At 71.2% G+C, this 14,152-nt stretch carries 13 protein-coding genes; 2 read left to right on the plus strand and 11 right to left on the minus strand.

Annotation, left to right across the window (positions count from 1 at the left end):
• Positions 1–8 precede the first annotated feature (8 nt).
• From ACIQE0_RS35635 to rpsD, 7 genes are all read right to left on the minus strand, one after another.
• Complete coding sequence (locus ACIQE0_RS35635) at positions 9–836, minus strand: shikimate dehydrogenase (RefSeq protein ID WP_366336867.1); 828 nt, start codon at positions 834–836, stop codon at positions 9–11.
• A gap of 10 nt (positions 837–846) precedes the next feature.
• Complete coding sequence (gene mltG, locus ACIQE0_RS35640) at positions 847–2,634, minus strand: endolytic transglycosylase MltG (protein WP_366336869.1); 1,788 nt, start codon at positions 2,632–2,634, stop codon at positions 847–849.
• A 126-nt stretch (positions 2,635–2,760) separates the two neighbouring features.
• On the minus strand, positions 2,761–3,225 hold the full coding sequence (gene ruvX, locus ACIQE0_RS35645; RefSeq protein ID WP_384102850.1) for a Holliday junction resolvase RuvX: 465 nt from the start codon (positions 3,223–3,225) through the stop codon (positions 2,761–2,763).
• 14 nt (positions 3,226–3,239) lie between these two features.
• Positions 3,240–5,909 carry an alanine--tRNA ligase gene (gene alaS / locus ACIQE0_RS35650; protein ID WP_402339713.1) on the minus strand — a complete coding sequence of 890 codons (2,670 nt, stop codon included), beginning with the start codon at positions 5,907–5,909 and terminating at the stop codon, positions 3,240–3,242.
• The gene (locus tag ACIQE0_RS35655; RefSeq protein ID WP_366336873.1) at positions 5,909–6,244 is read right to left on the minus strand and encodes a DUF6167 family protein; all 336 of its coding nucleotides are present in this window, start codon (positions 6,242–6,244) and stop codon (positions 5,909–5,911) included. The genes alaS and ACIQE0_RS35655 overlap by 1 nt, the downstream gene beginning before the upstream one ends.
• 8 nt (positions 6,245–6,252) lie before the next feature.
• Positions 6,253–6,687, minus strand: a complete 435-nt coding sequence (locus ACIQE0_RS35660) for a DUF948 domain-containing protein (RefSeq protein ID WP_366336875.1) — start codon at positions 6,685–6,687, stop codon at positions 6,253–6,255.
• A gap of 413 nt (positions 6,688–7,100) precedes the next feature.
• Entirely contained in the window at positions 7,101–7,712 is a 612-nt protein-coding gene (gene rpsD, locus ACIQE0_RS35665; protein WP_366336877.1) for a 30S ribosomal protein S4, read from the minus strand.
• Positions 7,713–7,894: 182 nt separating this feature from the next.
• Here rpsD and ACIQE0_RS35670 point away from each other — a divergent pair, with 182 nt between their 5' ends.
• Positions 7,895–8,689: a DUF2470 domain-containing protein gene (locus ACIQE0_RS35670; RefSeq protein WP_402339718.1), complete on the plus strand. Its 795-nt coding sequence runs from the start codon at positions 7,895–7,897 to the stop codon at positions 8,687–8,689.
• Positions 8,690–8,716: 27 nt separating this feature from the next.
• Here the strand turns inward: ACIQE0_RS35670 and ACIQE0_RS35675 are convergent, their stop codons facing one another.
• From ACIQE0_RS35675 to ACIQE0_RS35690, 4 genes are all read right to left on the minus strand, one after another.
• Positions 8,717–10,075 carry a replication-associated recombination protein A gene (locus ACIQE0_RS35675; RefSeq protein ID WP_402339721.1) on the minus strand — a complete coding sequence of 453 codons (1,359 nt, stop codon included), beginning with the start codon at positions 10,073–10,075 and terminating at the stop codon, positions 8,717–8,719.
• A gap of 103 nt (positions 10,076–10,178) precedes the next feature.
• Complete coding sequence (locus tag ACIQE0_RS35680) at positions 10,179–10,820, minus strand: vitamin K epoxide reductase family protein (RefSeq protein WP_402339724.1); 642 nt, start codon at positions 10,818–10,820, stop codon at positions 10,179–10,181.
• A 192-nt stretch (positions 10,821–11,012) separates the two neighbouring features.
• Positions 11,013–12,275 carry a histidine--tRNA ligase gene (gene hisS, locus ACIQE0_RS35685; protein ID WP_402339726.1) on the minus strand — a complete coding sequence of 421 codons (1,263 nt, stop codon included), beginning with the start codon at positions 12,273–12,275 and terminating at the stop codon, positions 11,013–11,015.
• 12 nt (positions 12,276–12,287) lie between these two features.
• Positions 12,288–13,004, minus strand: a complete 717-nt coding sequence (locus ACIQE0_RS35690) for an MBL fold metallo-hydrolase (protein ID WP_366336887.1) — start codon at positions 13,002–13,004, stop codon at positions 12,288–12,290.
• Positions 13,005–13,165: 161 nt separating this feature from the next.
• Here ACIQE0_RS35690 and ACIQE0_RS35695 point away from each other — a divergent pair, with 161 nt between their 5' ends.
• Positions 13,166–13,990, plus strand: a complete 825-nt coding sequence (locus ACIQE0_RS35695) for a peptidylprolyl isomerase (RefSeq protein ID WP_402339729.1) — start codon at positions 13,166–13,168, stop codon at positions 13,988–13,990.
• Positions 13,991–14,152 lie beyond the last annotated feature (162 nt).

Below are 14,152 nucleotides of genomic sequence, written 5' to 3' on the forward strand. Positions count from 1 at the left end.
CGGACCGGTCAGCGGGCGGCGAGCGCCGCCTCGCCGGCCCGGCGCATCGCGGCCAGCGGCGCCGGCGCCCGGCCGGTCATCTGCTCGACCTGGAGGACGGCCTGGTGGACCAGAAGGTCCAGGCCGCCGACGACGGCACCGCCGCGGTCGGCCCAGGCGGCGGCCAGGGCGGTCGGCCAGGGCTCGTAGAGCACGTCGAAGAGGGTGCCGGGCCGCGCGGGGACGGCGGCGGCGAGGCGGTCGGTGCTGCCCGCCGGGGTGGTGGCGATGACCAGCGGCGCGTCGAGGGCCGCGGCGGCGTCGTCCCAGGGGGCGGTGCGGACCGGGACGCCGAGCCGTTCGCCCCAGCCGCGCATCTCCTCGGCGCGGGCGGCGCTGCGCACATACGCGGTGACCTCGCCGGTGCAGATCCGGGAGAGCGCGGCCAGCGCCGAGGAGGCGGTGGCGCCGGCGCCCAGGACCGCGGCCCGCTCGACCCGCTCGACGCCGCGCTCGCGCAGCGCGGCGAGCATGCCGGGGATGTCGGTGTTGTCGCCGCGCCGGCGTCCGTCGGGGGTGAACACGACGGTGTTGACCGCCTCGACCGAGGCCGCGGTCGGGCTGATCTCGTCCAGCAGCGGGATCACCGCGCGCTTGAGCGGCATGGTCAGCGACAGGCCGGCCCACTCGGGGCCGAGCTTCTCCAGGAACGCGGGGAGGGCGGCCTCGTCGACCTCGTGGCGGCCGTACTCCCAGCCGGTGAGCCCGAGTTCGTCATAGGCGGCGCGGTGCAGGACCGGCGAGAGGGAGTGCGCGATGGGCGATCCGAGGACCGCCGCCTTCTTGGTGTCGGACACGGACTTGCCTTCAGTTCCCGTTCTGCTTCTTCTCTTGCTGCCGCTTGTTGAATTCCTGGACGAGCTTCTCGTGGTCCTTGAGGTTGGTGGTGAAGTCCGTCTTCTTACCGTCGATCGAGATGAAGTAGAGCCACTTCTGAGAATCGTCCGGATTGATCGTCGCCTTCAGCGCGTCCGCACCGGGGTTTCCGATCGGGCCGGGCGGCAATCCCTTGTAGAAGTACGTGTTGTACGGATCGTCGAAGTGCCGGATCTCGTGCGTACTGATATCGATCTTGCTCTGGTTCTTGAGGTAGTTGAACGTCGAGTCGAATTCCAGCTTCTGGTTGGTGTCCACATTCGTCGGCGCCAACCGGTTGTAGACGACCGCGGCCATCTTCCGGAAGTCATCGTGCGTCATGCCCTCGGCCTGGGTGAGGCTGGCGACGGTGACGAGCTGGAGCGGAGAATCCAGATGGAATTTCTTGGCGTTCGTTTCGAGATCGTACTTCTGGTATTCCTGGTCGGCCCGCGAGACCATCTCCCGGAGCACGTCGGCCGGTTTGGCGTGGTCGCCGACGCTGTACGTGGACGGGTAGAGGAAGCCCTCCAGCGGGTCCTTGATCTTCGAGGAGTCGTCGGCCCAGGAGGGCAGCCCCAGACTCTTCGCCTGGTTGTGCGCGATGTCCTTGGTGGTGCCCGACGTGAGCTTGAGCTTTTTGTCGATCATGTCGTAGACCGCGCTGGCCCGCAGGCCCTCCCGGATCGTCAGGCCGTTGCGGCTCTTGGGATCCAGCATCAGCTCGATGGCGGCCGCCGCCGACATCTGCTTGCGCAGGGTGTACGCGCCGGGCTGGAGGGTCCTCGCCTGCTTGTTCTCGGCGGCCGCCTCGGTGAACGCACCCGCGCTCTTGATCACGCCGTTGTGGGCGAGGATCGTGCCCATCTCGGAGAGCGGCACACCGCCCGGGATCTCCACCTGGACATCGCCGCTGCCCTGGCCCTCGTAGTCGGGCGACGAACCGAAGTGGCGCATGAAGAAGTCGTAGCCGAAGTAGCCGACGGTACCGACCGCACCGGCGAAGACCAGCGTCACGACCAGACAGGCGGTACCGCTGCGCCGCTTGTTCTTCTTGTTCTTCTTGTCCTTCCGGCCCCGGCGGTCGCGGCCGGACCGGCCGTCCTCGTCCTCGCCATAGCCGTCGGCGTCGTCCTCGTCGTCGGCGAAGAACGAGTTCTCCCGGCCCGGCGCGCGCCGGGGCGCGGGCTCATCGGCGTCCGGCGCCGCCCGCCAGTCGTCCCCGGCCGTCGCCGGGTCCTCGTACGAAGGCCCGGCCTGCGGGTGCTGCTGCGGGCCGGGCCCCTCCGGGTAGCCGCCCGGTCCGTGCGGCGGCACCTGCTCGTACGGCTGGTGCGGATCGGGTGCCCCGGGCATCCCGTGCTGCGGGGCGGACAACTGCGGGCCCTCCTGGTACCCGTAGCCGTCCTGACTCCCGTAGTGCTCCTGCCCGGCGTAGTGCGGGCCGGCCTGGTGGTGCGGGTCGGGGTAGCCCTGGCCCGGCTGGAGGTACGGATCGGCCGGCTGCTGCTGCCCGTACGGGTCGTACGCCGGCCGGCCGTCCTGCGGCGGTGCGCCCTCCCAGCCGCCGTGGCCCGCCGGGTACGGCTGCTGGGGGTACTGCTGTTGGGGATACCCGCCGGACTGCTGCCCGGTCCACTGCGGCTGCTGCTCCCGGCGTCCGTACGGGTCCCGGTCTCCGTAGAGCGGGTCGTCGGGATGCCACGGTTCGGAGCCGTAGCCCCGGCCATACTCGGTCATCGATCCCCTAGAGACGAGAGGCGGGGCGCGCCATCCGGGCAGCGCCTGCGGTGCTGATCCGCCTCTGCTTGCACGCGCGGCTGTTCGAACCGCCGCCACAACGCGCGGAACGTTACCGTACCGCGATCAGAGGACCACCTCGACGCTCTCCCCGGGCGGCCGCCCGGAGGTGCGTTCGGTCTCCAGCGCGCTCTGCAGGATGACCACCGCGGCGGCCTGGTCGACCACCGAGCGGCCCTTCTTGCTGCGGACACCGGAGGCCCGCAGCCCGTGGGTGGCGGTGACCGTCGACATCCGCTCGTCGACCAGCCGGACCCCGACGGGGGCGATGTTCTGCGCCAACTCCCGGGCGAACGCCCGGACTTTGGCCGCGGCCGGCCCCTCTCCCCCACTGAGGGAGCGGGGCAGGCCGACCACGACCTCAAGCGGCTCGTACTCCTCGACGATCGCCTTGAGCCGCCGGTGCGCGGCCGGGACGTCGCGTCCCGGCACGGTCTCGACGGGGGTGGCGAGGACCCCGTCGGGGTCGCACGAGGCGACCCCGATCCGGGCGTCCCCGACATCCACGGCGATGCGGCGACCGCGTCGCATCTCGCTCACGGCCGTCAGGCCGCCTCGGCCACGAGGTGCTCGACGGCACCGATGGCCTCGGGCACCGCGGCGGCGTTCTGGCCACCGCCCTGGGCGACGTCCGGCTTGCCGCCGCCGCCACCGCCGAGCGTCTTGGCGGCGGTGCGGACCAGATCACCGGCCTTGATGCCGCGCTCGCGGGCGGCCTCGTTGGTGGCGATGACGGTCAGCGGACGCCCGCCCGCCACGGTGAAGAGGGCCACGACCACGGCGCGGTCGCCCTGGATCCGGCCGCGCACGTCGAGGACCAGCTTGCGCAGGTCGTCGGCGGAGGTGCCGTCCTGGACCCGGGCGGCGACCAGCGCCACCCCGCGGACGTCCTTGGCGCCCTCGGCGAGGCCGGCCGCGGCCTGGAGCACCTTCTCCGCGCGGAACTTCTCGATCTCCTTCTCGGCGTCCTTCAGCTTGGCCAGGACACCGGAGATCTTCTCCGGCAGCTCCTCCGGACGCCCCTTGACCAGCTCGGTGAGCTGCGAGACGACGGTGTGCTCACGGGCCAGGAAGCGGTAGGCGTCGACGCCGACCAGGGCCTCGACGCGGCGCACGCCGGAGCCGATGGAGGACTCGCCGAGCAGCTTCACCAGGCCCAGCTGGGCGGTGTTGTGGACGTGCGTGCCGCCGCACAGCTCCTTGGAGAAGTCGCCGATGGTGACCACGCGGACCCGCTCGCCGTACTTCTCGCCGAACTCGGCGATGGCGCCCTGCTTCTTGGCGTCGTCCATGCTCATGACCTCGGCGTGCACGTCGAGTTCACGCGACAGCACGTCGTTGATCTTCTGCTCGACGTCGGTGAGGACCGAGCCGGGCACGGCGGTCGGCGAGCCGAAGTCGAAGCGGAAGCGGCCCGGGGAGTTCTCCGAACCGGCCTGGGCGGCCGTCGGGCCCAGCGCGTCGCGCAGCGCCTGGTGGGTGAGGTGGGTGGCGCTGTGGGCACGGGCGATGGCCCGGCGGCGCTGGACGTCGATGACGGCGTACGCGGCGGAGCCGAGCACCACCTCGCCGACCTGCACCACGCCCTTGTGGACGGTGACGCCGGGCACCGGCTGCTGGACGTCGCGCACCTCGACGACGGCGCCGTTGTCCAGCTTGATGCGGCCGCTGTCGGCGAGCTGGCCGCCGCCCTCGGCGTAGAACGGCGTGCGGTCCAGCACGACCTCGACCTCGTCGCCCTCGTGGGCGGCCGGGGCCGAGACGCCGTTGACCACGAGGCCGGCGACGGTGGACTCGCCCTCGGTGTCGGTATAGCCGGTGAAGACCGAGGAGCCGGCGGCGTCGGCGATCTCACGGTAGGCCGACATGTCGGCATGGCCGTGCTTCTTGGCCTGGGCGTCGGCCTTGGCGCGCTCCCGCTGCTCCTTCATCAGGCGGCGGAAACCGTCCTCGTCCACCGACAGGCCCTGCTCGGCGGCCATTTCGAGGGTGAGGTCGATCGGGAAGCCCCAGGTGTCGTGGAGCAGGAACGCCTTGTCGCCGGGGAGCACCTTGCCGCCGGCGGCCTTGGTCTCGGTGACGGCGCCGTCGAGGATGTTGGTGCCGGCCTTGAGGGTCTTGAGGAAGGCGGCCTCCTCGGCGAGGGCGACCGTCTCGATCCGCTTGCGGTCCTGGAGGAGCTCCGGGTACTGCTGCCCCATCGTCCGGATGACCACGTCGAGCAGCTCGCCGACGACCAGGCCGGTGGCGCCGAGCAGCCGCATGTTGCGGATGGCCCGGCGCATGATGCGGCGCAGCACGTAGCCGCGGCCCTCGTTGCCGGGGGTGACGCCGTCGCCGATGAGCATCGTCGAGGTGCGCATGTGGTCGGCGACCACGCGCAGCGAGACGTCGGAGTCGTGGGCGGCGCCGTAGCGGACGCCGGTGAGCTCACCGGCCTTGTCGATGACCACCCGGAGGGTGTCGGTCTCGTACATGTTGTGCACGCCCTGCAGGATCATGGCGAGGCGTTCCAGGCCGAGGCCGGTGTCGATGTTCTTCGACGGCAGCTCGCCGAGGATCTCGAAGTCCTCCTTGCCGAGGCCCGCACCGCGCTCGTACTGCATGAAGACCAGGTTCCAGATCTCCACGTAGCGCTCGTCGTTGACGGCCGGGCCGCCCTCGACGCCGAACTCAGGACCCCGGTCGTAGTTGATCTCCGAGCACGGGCCGCAGGGGCCCGGGACGCCCATGGACCAGTAGTTCTCCTTCTTGCCCAGGCGCTGGATGCGCTCCTTGGGCACACCGACGACCTCGTGCCAGATGCGCTCGGCCTCGTCGTCGTCCAGGTAGACGGTGACCCAGAGCTTCTCGGGCTCCAGGCCGTAGCCGCCCTCCGCCACGGGAGTCGTCAGCAGCTCCCAGGCGTACTTGATCGCGCCTTCCTTGAAGTAGTCGCCGAAGGAGAAGTTGCCGCACATCTGGAAGAACGTGCCGTGCCGGGTGGTCTTGCCGACCTCTTCGATGTCCGGCGTGCGGACGCACTTCTGGACGCTGGTGGCGGTCTTGAAGGGGGGCTTGACCTCGCCGAGGAAGTACGGCTTGAAGGGGACCATGCCCGCCGGGACCAGGAGCAGCGTCGGGTCGTCCGCGATCAGCGACGCCGACGGCACGACGGTGTGCCCGCGCTCTTCGAAGAAGCGCAGCCAGCGGCGGCGGATTTCAGCCGACTCCATCAGTGGTCCTCATTTCCGGTCGGTCCGGTCAGGCCGGGGGTTCTCGTGGTTCGGTACGACGTGCCCCGCACCGCACGGCGCGGGGCGGGCAGCTCGCGCACCTCGGCGGGCTGGGCCAGTCCGAGGGCGTCGTGCAGTTGCTCTTCACGGTCCGCCATTCCGGCCCGTACGTCCAATGCAAATTGGCGCAGCCGGTGTCCGGTCTCGACGGCCTTGTCCGCGGCCTGCGCGGCGAGGCTGTCGGGCTGCAGCTTGCGCAGCTTTTGGTGGACCTTGTTGGTGGCCCACACCCCGGCGGCGGCGCCGGTGGTGAACCAGAATGCGCGGCGGAACATCGCGGTGATCAGTCCTTGGAGCGACGGGAGCGGCGCGCGCCGCGGCGGGCGCCGGGCAGGGTGCGGCCGACGATGACGGTGCGGTCCGGCTCGGGCAGGCCCTTCTTGCCGATCGCGCGCCGTACGCCGTAGCCGAACGCGGCCACCTTGACCAGCGGGCCGCCGAAGGCGGAGGAGACGGTCGAGGAGAGCGCCGAGGCGTTGGCGGTGACCTCCTGGACGTCGGCGGCGATGGCGTCGACGCGGGCGAGTTGGGTGTGCGCGGAGCGGACGGTCTCGGACGCGTCCGCGAGCAGCGGAACGGCCTGCTCGGACACCTGGCTCACCATCTTGGTGGTCGCCTTGAGGGTCTGCGCCAACCTCACCAGTACGAGGGCGAGGAACGACACGAGGATCGCCCAGAAGACGGCCACGAGGATCCCGGCCACCTCTCCACCGGACACGCTGGCACCACACTCCGACTGGTCTGCTCTGGTCTGGCTCGTCCTGCTCGAACGGCAACCTTGACCTTATCGCGCCGCGGCTGTCCGCCCGTACCGCGCTACCGCTCCGACGCGGGGCGCCGGGAGGGGGGATCGTACGGTCCGTATCGCTTCGCGTGCGCTCCGTTTCCGCGCGGGGCACGCGCTCTTGCGAAGCGGCCGCCGCGGGCGCGACTGCCGGTTTCCGCCGGGCAGTTCACCGGGGGCCGGCCTGGTGCGCCCGCCCGGGAACCGGGGCCGCCGGCCGACGAACTCCCGGCCGCGGCCGGGGAGTTGGCCGGACCGCAGCGCCCCGCACGCAGCAGCCCGCCGCCTCCCCGTCCGCGAGCGGCGGGGAGACGGCGGGCTGAGCAGCGGTGTGCCGGCCGAGTGGATCAGCGGGCGTAGTACTCGACGACGAGCTGCTCGTCGCAGATCACCGGGATCTCCTTGCGGTTGGGGTCCCGGTCCAGGCGGAACGCCAGGGCCTGGAGGTTGACCTCCAGGTAGCGCGGGGTCTCGCCGTCGGGGGCGTAGCCACCCTCGCGGGCCACCTGGAAGGGGTGCTTGTCACGGCTGCGCTCGCGGACCATCACCACGTCGCCGGGGCGGACGCGGAAGGACGGCTTGTCGACCTTGCGGTCGTTGACCGAGATGTGGCCGTGGACCACCATCTGGCGGGCCTGGTAGATCGTCCGGGCCAGGCCCGAACGCAGGACGAGCGCGTCCAGACGGCGCTCAAGCTCGACGATCAGGGCCTCGCCCGTCTTGCCCTCGACCTTCCGAGCGCGGTCGTAGGCACGGACCATCTGGCGCTCGCTGATGTCGTACTGAGCGCGCAGACGCTGCTTCTCCAGCAGACGGACCTTGTAGTCACTGGTCTGCTTGCGGCCCCGGCCGTGCTCGCCGGGCGGGTAGGGACGGGCCTCGAAGTACTTGACGGCCTTCGGCGTCAGCGCGATGCCGAGCGCACGGGACTTCTTGACCTTGGGACGCGACTGGTTCACGTGGAACGTTCCTCCATGTAAGTTAGGTGAGGCTTACCTTAGCGCGAGGAGAACGCATGTTTCGACCTGGGATCCACCTGCCCGGCGCGGACCGCACCGGGACGGGTCAGCCGCGTCCCGTGGAAGACGCCCAGCGGCCCTCGGCGGCTGAGCGCGTACGAACTCTCGTCGAATCCCATGGTATGGCGTCACTGAGCATCCCCGGAATCGAGGATTCCGACGTGACCGGCCTCGCCGCGCCCGTCTGCCGGACCGCGACACCCGAGGGAGACGTGCTGTTGCTGGTCCCCGGCGACTCCGCGGCCGCCCGGGCGGCCGCGCACGCCCAGGACGACGATCTCGCCGCCGTGATGGAGATCACGGACGTCGCCCCGGTCTCGGTGCCCCACCGGATCCGCGGCCGCGCCTGGATCGCCGGCTGGCTCACCCCCGTGCGCAACGACCAGCGCGCCCGCGCCGCCATGCTGCTCGCCGAGCGGCACCCGGTCGGCGAACTGCTGGGCATCGGCGAGGCACTGGCCCCGGACCCGGACCCGGGCCACTACGGGCGTCCCGCCTGGATGCTGCTGCGCCTGGAGGTGGGCGAGGCCGCGGTGGACGACCTGTGGGGCGCGGAGCAGTGCGAGCCCGACGCATTCGCCGCCGCCGCACCCGACCCGCTGATCGAACACGAGGCGGAGCTGCTCCAGCACCTGCACTCGGCCCACTCCGCGCAGGTCCGCGGGCTGTGCACACTGCTCGGCGAGCGCGGCGGCGAGGTCTGCGGAGTGCGCGAGAGCGCCGTACCGGTCGGCCTGGACCGCTTCGGGCTGCGGGTCCGCTTCGTTCAGGGCGCCGCGGGCCGCACCCCGGGAGCCGGCGGCACCGACGGTGCTCAGCGGTCCTTCGACGCCCGCTTCGACTTCCCCGAGCCGGTCCGGGACATCGCCGAGCTGCGCCGGGCGATGCACACCCTCTTCGAGGCCGCGGCGAGCTGACCGGCGTCGCGGCGCCGGCCGCCCCCGTCAGTCGCCCTTCTCCCCGCGCAGCCGGGCCCGGACCCGCTCGGTGACATCGGCATAGCGCGCCTCGGCGCCGTGCCGGGTGGGGGCGTAGTAGCGCGTGCCGTGCACCGCGTCCGGGGCGTACTGCTGGGCCGCGATGCCGCCGGGCAGATCGTGCGGGTACTGGTAGCCCTTGCCGTGGCCGAGCTTCTGGGCGCCCTGGTAGTGACTGTCGCGCAGATGCGCGGGGACCGGCCCGGCCTTGCCGGCCCTGACGTCCGCCAGCGCCGCGTCTATCGCCAGATAGGCGGCATTGGACTTCGGCGCCAGCGCGAGCGCGATGGTGGCCTGGCCCAGCGTGATCCGGGCCTCCGGGAAGCCGATCAGCGCCACCGCCTGGGCCGCCGCCACCGCCGTCTGCAACGCCGACGGATCGGCCAGACCGATGTCCTCACTGGCCGAGATCATCAGCCGACGGGCGATGAACCGCGGGTCCTCCCCCGCCTCGATCATCCGCGCCAGATAGTGCAGCGCGGCGTCCACGTCGGAGCCGCGGATCGACTTGATCAGCGCGCTGGCGACGTCGTAGTGCTGGTCGCCGGCCCGGTCGTACTTCACCGCCGCACGGTCGACCGCCTCCTCCAGCGTCTGGAGGGTGATCTCCTGATCCCCCCTGGCCAGCGCGGACCCGGCGCCCGCCTCCAGGGCCGTCAGCGCCCGCCGGGCGTCGCCACCGGCGATCCGCAGCAGATGCGCCTCGGTGTCCTCGGGCAGGGTGACCGCCCCGCCGAGCCCGCGGTGATCGGTCAACGCACGATGCAGCAGGGCCCGCAGATCGTCGTCGGTGAGCGGTTCGAGGGTCAGCAGCAGGGAGCGGGAGAGCAGCGGGGAGATCACCGAGAAGTACGGGTTCTCCGTCGTGGCGGCGATCAGCGTCACCCAGCGGTTCTCCACCGCGGGCAGCAGGGAGTCCTGCTGGGCCTTGCTGAAGCGGTGGATCTCGTCGAGGAAGAGGACGGTGTCCTTGCCGTAGCCGCCCGAGGCGCGGCGGGCACCGTCGATGACCGCGCGGACCTCCTTGACCCCGGCCGTGATCGCGGAGAGCTCGACGAAGCGCTTGTTGGTCGCCTGGCTCACGACGTACGCGAGCGTCGTCTTGCCGATGCCGGGCGGCCCCCACAGGAACACCGAAGACGGCCCCGCCGGCCCCCCGTTGCCCTCCCCCACCAGCCGCCGCAACGGCGAACCGGGCTTGAGCAGATGCTGCTGCCCGACGACTTCGTCGAGGGTGCGCGGGCGCATGCGTACGGCGAGAGGCGACCCCGCGGGGTCCTTCTCCTGACGGTCTTCCGCGGCGGCGGTGAACAGGTCGGGCTCCACGCTTAAGGAGCCTAAGCCACACCACTGACAACGCCCCGGCCGCCAGGTGCGGCGGCCGGGGCGAGAAGGCTTACGGACGGATCCGGGACGGCTCCCGGAGGACTCAGACCAGGCTGCTCCAGTACGACCACCAGCGGGTCAGGATCAGCAGCCCGATCACGCCGTACCAGAGCACCGGGACCACCCAGTGGAACTCCACCAGCGCGTTCCGCAGCCCCCCGGGCGCCGGGAGGATGCCGTGCTTGAGGTTGTGCACGGTGGTGTACCAGAACATCAGGATGGTGACGCACCAGGTCAACGTGCACCACAGGCACAGCGCGTTGATGGAGTACAGCGTCTGGGACATCAGCCACATGCAGAAGACCGAGGCCAGCAGGGTGCCCACGTTGAGACCGAGCCAGTACCAGCGGCGGAAGCGGGCCCCCGCCAGCAGCGCCATCCCGACCGCGATGACGACGCCGAAGCCGACCAGACCGGCCATCGGGTTGGGGAAGCCGAAGACCTCCGCCTGCTGGCTCTGCATGACGCTGCCGCAGGAGATGATCGGGTTGAAGCTGCACGCCGGCTTGAAGTTCGGGTCCTTCAACAGCTCGAACTTGTCCAGGGTGATGATCCAGGCAGCCAGCCCACCGAGCACGCCGGTGATCACCAGGAGCAGGGCGAAGGCACGACCCGAGCCGGTGGTCTCCGCGGCGCTCGCGCGGTCGTCGTCGGTGGACACGTCGTCAAGCGCTGTCGTCGTCATATGGCCGTTCCGTCGGTCCCGTGGGGAAGGAGGCGCGGCCGGCGGACCCGGCCGCGTCCTCATTGTGCCGCACCTCCCTGTGAACCCGGGGTGCCGAGCGCGGATACGGGGTGATTCCGCGGCCCCGGCGTTGACGCGAGGGCCCGGACGGCACGCTGCCGTCCGGGCCCTCGAAGTCCGCGTGTCCCGGGCTCAGCCGAGCGTCCGCTGCACTTCCTCGACCACCGCGTCCAGCGCGACCGCGGTCTGCTCGCCGCTCTGCAGGTTCTTCAGCTGGACCACGCCCTCGGCCAGGTCCCGCTCGCCGGCCACCAGCGCCAGCCGCGCACCGGAGCGGTTGGCGGACTTCATGGCGTTCTTCAGGCCCTTGCCGCCGAACGCGAAGTCCGTCGCGACACCGGCCAGACGCAGCTCGGAGACCTTCCCGAACAGCACCCGGCGGGCCTCCTCCCCGAGCGGCACCGCGTAGACGGCGGTGGCGGCCGGGACGTCGAGGGAGATGCCCTCGGCCTCCAGGGCCAGCACCGTGCGGTCGACGCCCAGCGCCCAGCCGACGGACGGCAGCGCGGGGCCGCCGATCATCTCCGACAGGCCGTCGTAGCGGCCGCCGCCGCCCACCGCGGACTGCGAGCCCAGGCCGTCGTGGACGAACTCGAAGGTGGTGCGGGTGTAGTAGTCCAGACCGCGGACCAGCTTCGGGTCGTCCTCGAAGGCCACGCCCGCCGCGGTCAGCAGCTCGCGCACCTGCTCGTGGTAGGTCTTGCACGCCTCGCAGAGGTAGTCGCGCAGCATCGGCGCGCCGATCAGCTGCTCCTGGACCGACTCGCGCTTGTCGTCCAGGACCCGCAGCGGGTTGATCTCGATCCGGCGGCGGGTGTCCTCGTCCAACTCCAGCCCGCGCAGGAACTCCTGGAGCGCGGCGCGGTAGACGGGGCGGCACTCCTTGTCACCGAGCGAGTTGAGCAGGATCCGGAAGTCGCGCAGCCCCAGCGAGCGGTACGCCTGGTGCGCCAGGATGATCAACTCGGCGTCCAGGGCCGGGTCCTCGGCGCCGATCGCCTCGGCACCGACCTGCGAGAAGTGCCGGTAGCGGCCCTTCTGCGGACGCTCGTAGCGGTAGTACGAGCCGGAGTACCAGAGCTTGACGGGGAGGTTGCCGCCCTTGTGGAGGTTGGCCTCCAGCGCGGCGCGCAGCACGGAGGCGGTGCCCTCCGGGCGCAGCGCGAGCCGGTCGCCGCCCTTGGTCTCGAAGGCGTACATCTCCTTGCTGACGATGTCGGTGGACTCACCGACACCGCGGGCGAACAGCTCGACGTTCTCGAAGCCGGGCGTCTCGATGTAGCCGTACCCGGAGGTCCTCAGCGGTGCGGCGATCGCCTCGCGCACCGCGAGGTACGTCGCGGAGTTCGGCGGGATCAGGTCGTAGGTGCCCTTGGGTGCCTGAAAGGTGCTCACGGAAGGTTCTCGTCACATTCCTCGTCGCGGAGCGGCGGTCTGAACGCCGTCTCCGAGGCCGGCGGCCACCTGCCGGAGGAAGGGGTTGGTGGCGCGCTCGTGGCCGATGGTGGTCTGGGGGCCGTGGCCGGAGAGGACCACGGTCGAGTCGTCCAGCGGGAGGCATACGCGCTCCAGCGACCGGAGGATCTCGGTGTGGTCGCCGCCCGGCAGATCGGTGCGTCCGATGGAGCCGGCGAACAGCAGGTCGCCCGAGAAGAAGACCGGCGGGACGTCGGCCTGTTCGGGCATCCGGAAGGTCACCGACCCCTTGGTATGGCCCGGTGCGTGGGCGACCGAGAACTCCATCCCGGCCAGTTCCAGGGCGCTGCCATCGGCCAGCTCCTTGACGTCGTCCGGCTCCCCCACGGTCAGCTCGCCCATGAGCTGCTGCCCGATGGAGCGGCCCAGGGCCTTCTCCGGGTCGCTCATCATGTAGCGGTCCTCGGGGTGGATCCAGGCGGGGACGTCGTGCGCACCGCACACCGGGACGACCGACGCGACGTGGTCGATATGGCCGTGGGTGAGGATGACGGCGACGGGCTTGAGCCGATGCTTCCTGAGCGCGTCCTCGACGCCGGGGGCCGCCTGGTGGCCCGGGTCGATGATCACGCACTCCTCACCGGCGGCGGGGGCGACCAGATAGCAGTTGGTCCCCCAGGCCCCGGCGGGGAACCCGGCAATCAGCACGTTCGTCCTTAAAGATCGGCGGGGGCGGGCCTGCGGGACCGCGCCCGGAACATCTCGGCAGCTCCAGAGCCTACCGGCGGGACTCCCAGCAGGGCGAACCCGTATACGGTACGCCCACGGCAGACGGCAGCGATCGACACTTCAGGACAAGGAGACGACCGGTGGCCAGCAAGGACCAGCGGCGGCGCCAGCTCGCCCGGCAGAAGTACGCGCGCCAGCAGCAGCGGCGGACCGAGAACGTACGACGGAGCAAGCACCGCAACGTGGTCGTCGCGGGCGTCGTGGCCGTCGCGCTGGCCGCCGGCCTCACCGCATACGCCTCCACCGCGCTGACCGGGGGCCGGGACTCCGCCGACGACGCCGCCCCGGCGCCGTCCGCGACCGCCGACCCGTGCGCCCGACCCGCCAAGGGCACGCCGTCGAAGAAGACCTGGCCCAAGGAGCCGGCGATGGCGCTCGACACCTCGGCCTCGTACACCGCCGAGCTGGCCACCACCTGCGGCCGGATCACGTTCACGATGGACGCGGACAAGGCCCCGCACACCGTCAACTCCTTCGCCTTCCTGGCCGACCAGGGCTACTTCGACCACAGCCGCTGCCACCGCCTCGTCGACACCGGGATCTACGTCCTGCAGTGCGGCGACCCGAAGGGCACCGGCCAGGGCACGCCCGGCTACACGATCCCCGACGAGAACCTCAAGGCCCCCCGGATCAAGGGCAACGTCTATCCGGCGGGCACCATCGCCATGGCCAACCGCTACAACGGCAAGGACCCCAAGACCCGCAACACCGGCGGCAGTCAGTTCTTCCTCGTCTACCAGGACAGCCAGCTGCCCCCGAACTACACGCCGTTCGGCCGGATCACCGGCGGCATGGACGTCCTGAAGAAGATCGCCGAGGCCGGTTCGCACCCCGATCCGGCGACCGGCAACACCGCGCCCAACGCCACGGTCGTCATCAACAAGGCGGCAATCAGGAAGACCTGACCGCCGGGGGCCGGCGCGGGGGCGGGCACCGTCCGCCCCCGACGGGAATTTCGGTCGTGCTGGATGCGGACAGCCGACCGCCGGTCGCCTAGATTGGCGTTGTGAAGGGTGCCTGCTCCGACGGCCTGCCACCCTCACCGCAATTCAGCCCGTCGGACCGGT

It is taken from the genome of Streptomyces sp. NPDC093097, assembly GCF_044754325.1.
Classification (GTDB): domain Bacteria; phylum Actinomycetota; class Actinomycetes; order Streptomycetales; family Streptomycetaceae; genus Streptomyces.

Coding starts and splice junctions, on each gene's coding strand:
- ACIQE0_RS35655 (WP_366336873.1), bottom strand. CDS start 6,244: ATGTTCCGCCGCGCATTCTGGTTCACCACCGGCGCCGCCGCCGGGGTG.
- ruvX (WP_384102850.1), bottom strand. CDS start 3,225: ATGCGACGCGGTCGCCGCATCGCCGTGGATGTCGGGGACGCCCGGATC.
- ACIQE0_RS35670 (WP_402339718.1), top strand. CDS start 7,895: ATGGCGTCACTGAGCATCCCCGGAATCGAGGATTCCGACGTGACCGGC.
- ACIQE0_RS35680 (WP_402339724.1), bottom strand. CDS start 10,820: ATGACGACGACAGCGCTTGACGACGTGTCCACCGACGACGACCGCGCG.
- mltG (WP_366336869.1), bottom strand. CDS start 2,634: ATGACCGAGTATGGCCGGGGCTACGGCTCCGAACCGTGGCATCCCGAC.
- alaS (WP_402339713.1), bottom strand. CDS start 5,909: ATGGAGTCGGCTGAAATCCGCCGCCGCTGGCTGCGCTTCTTCGAAGAG.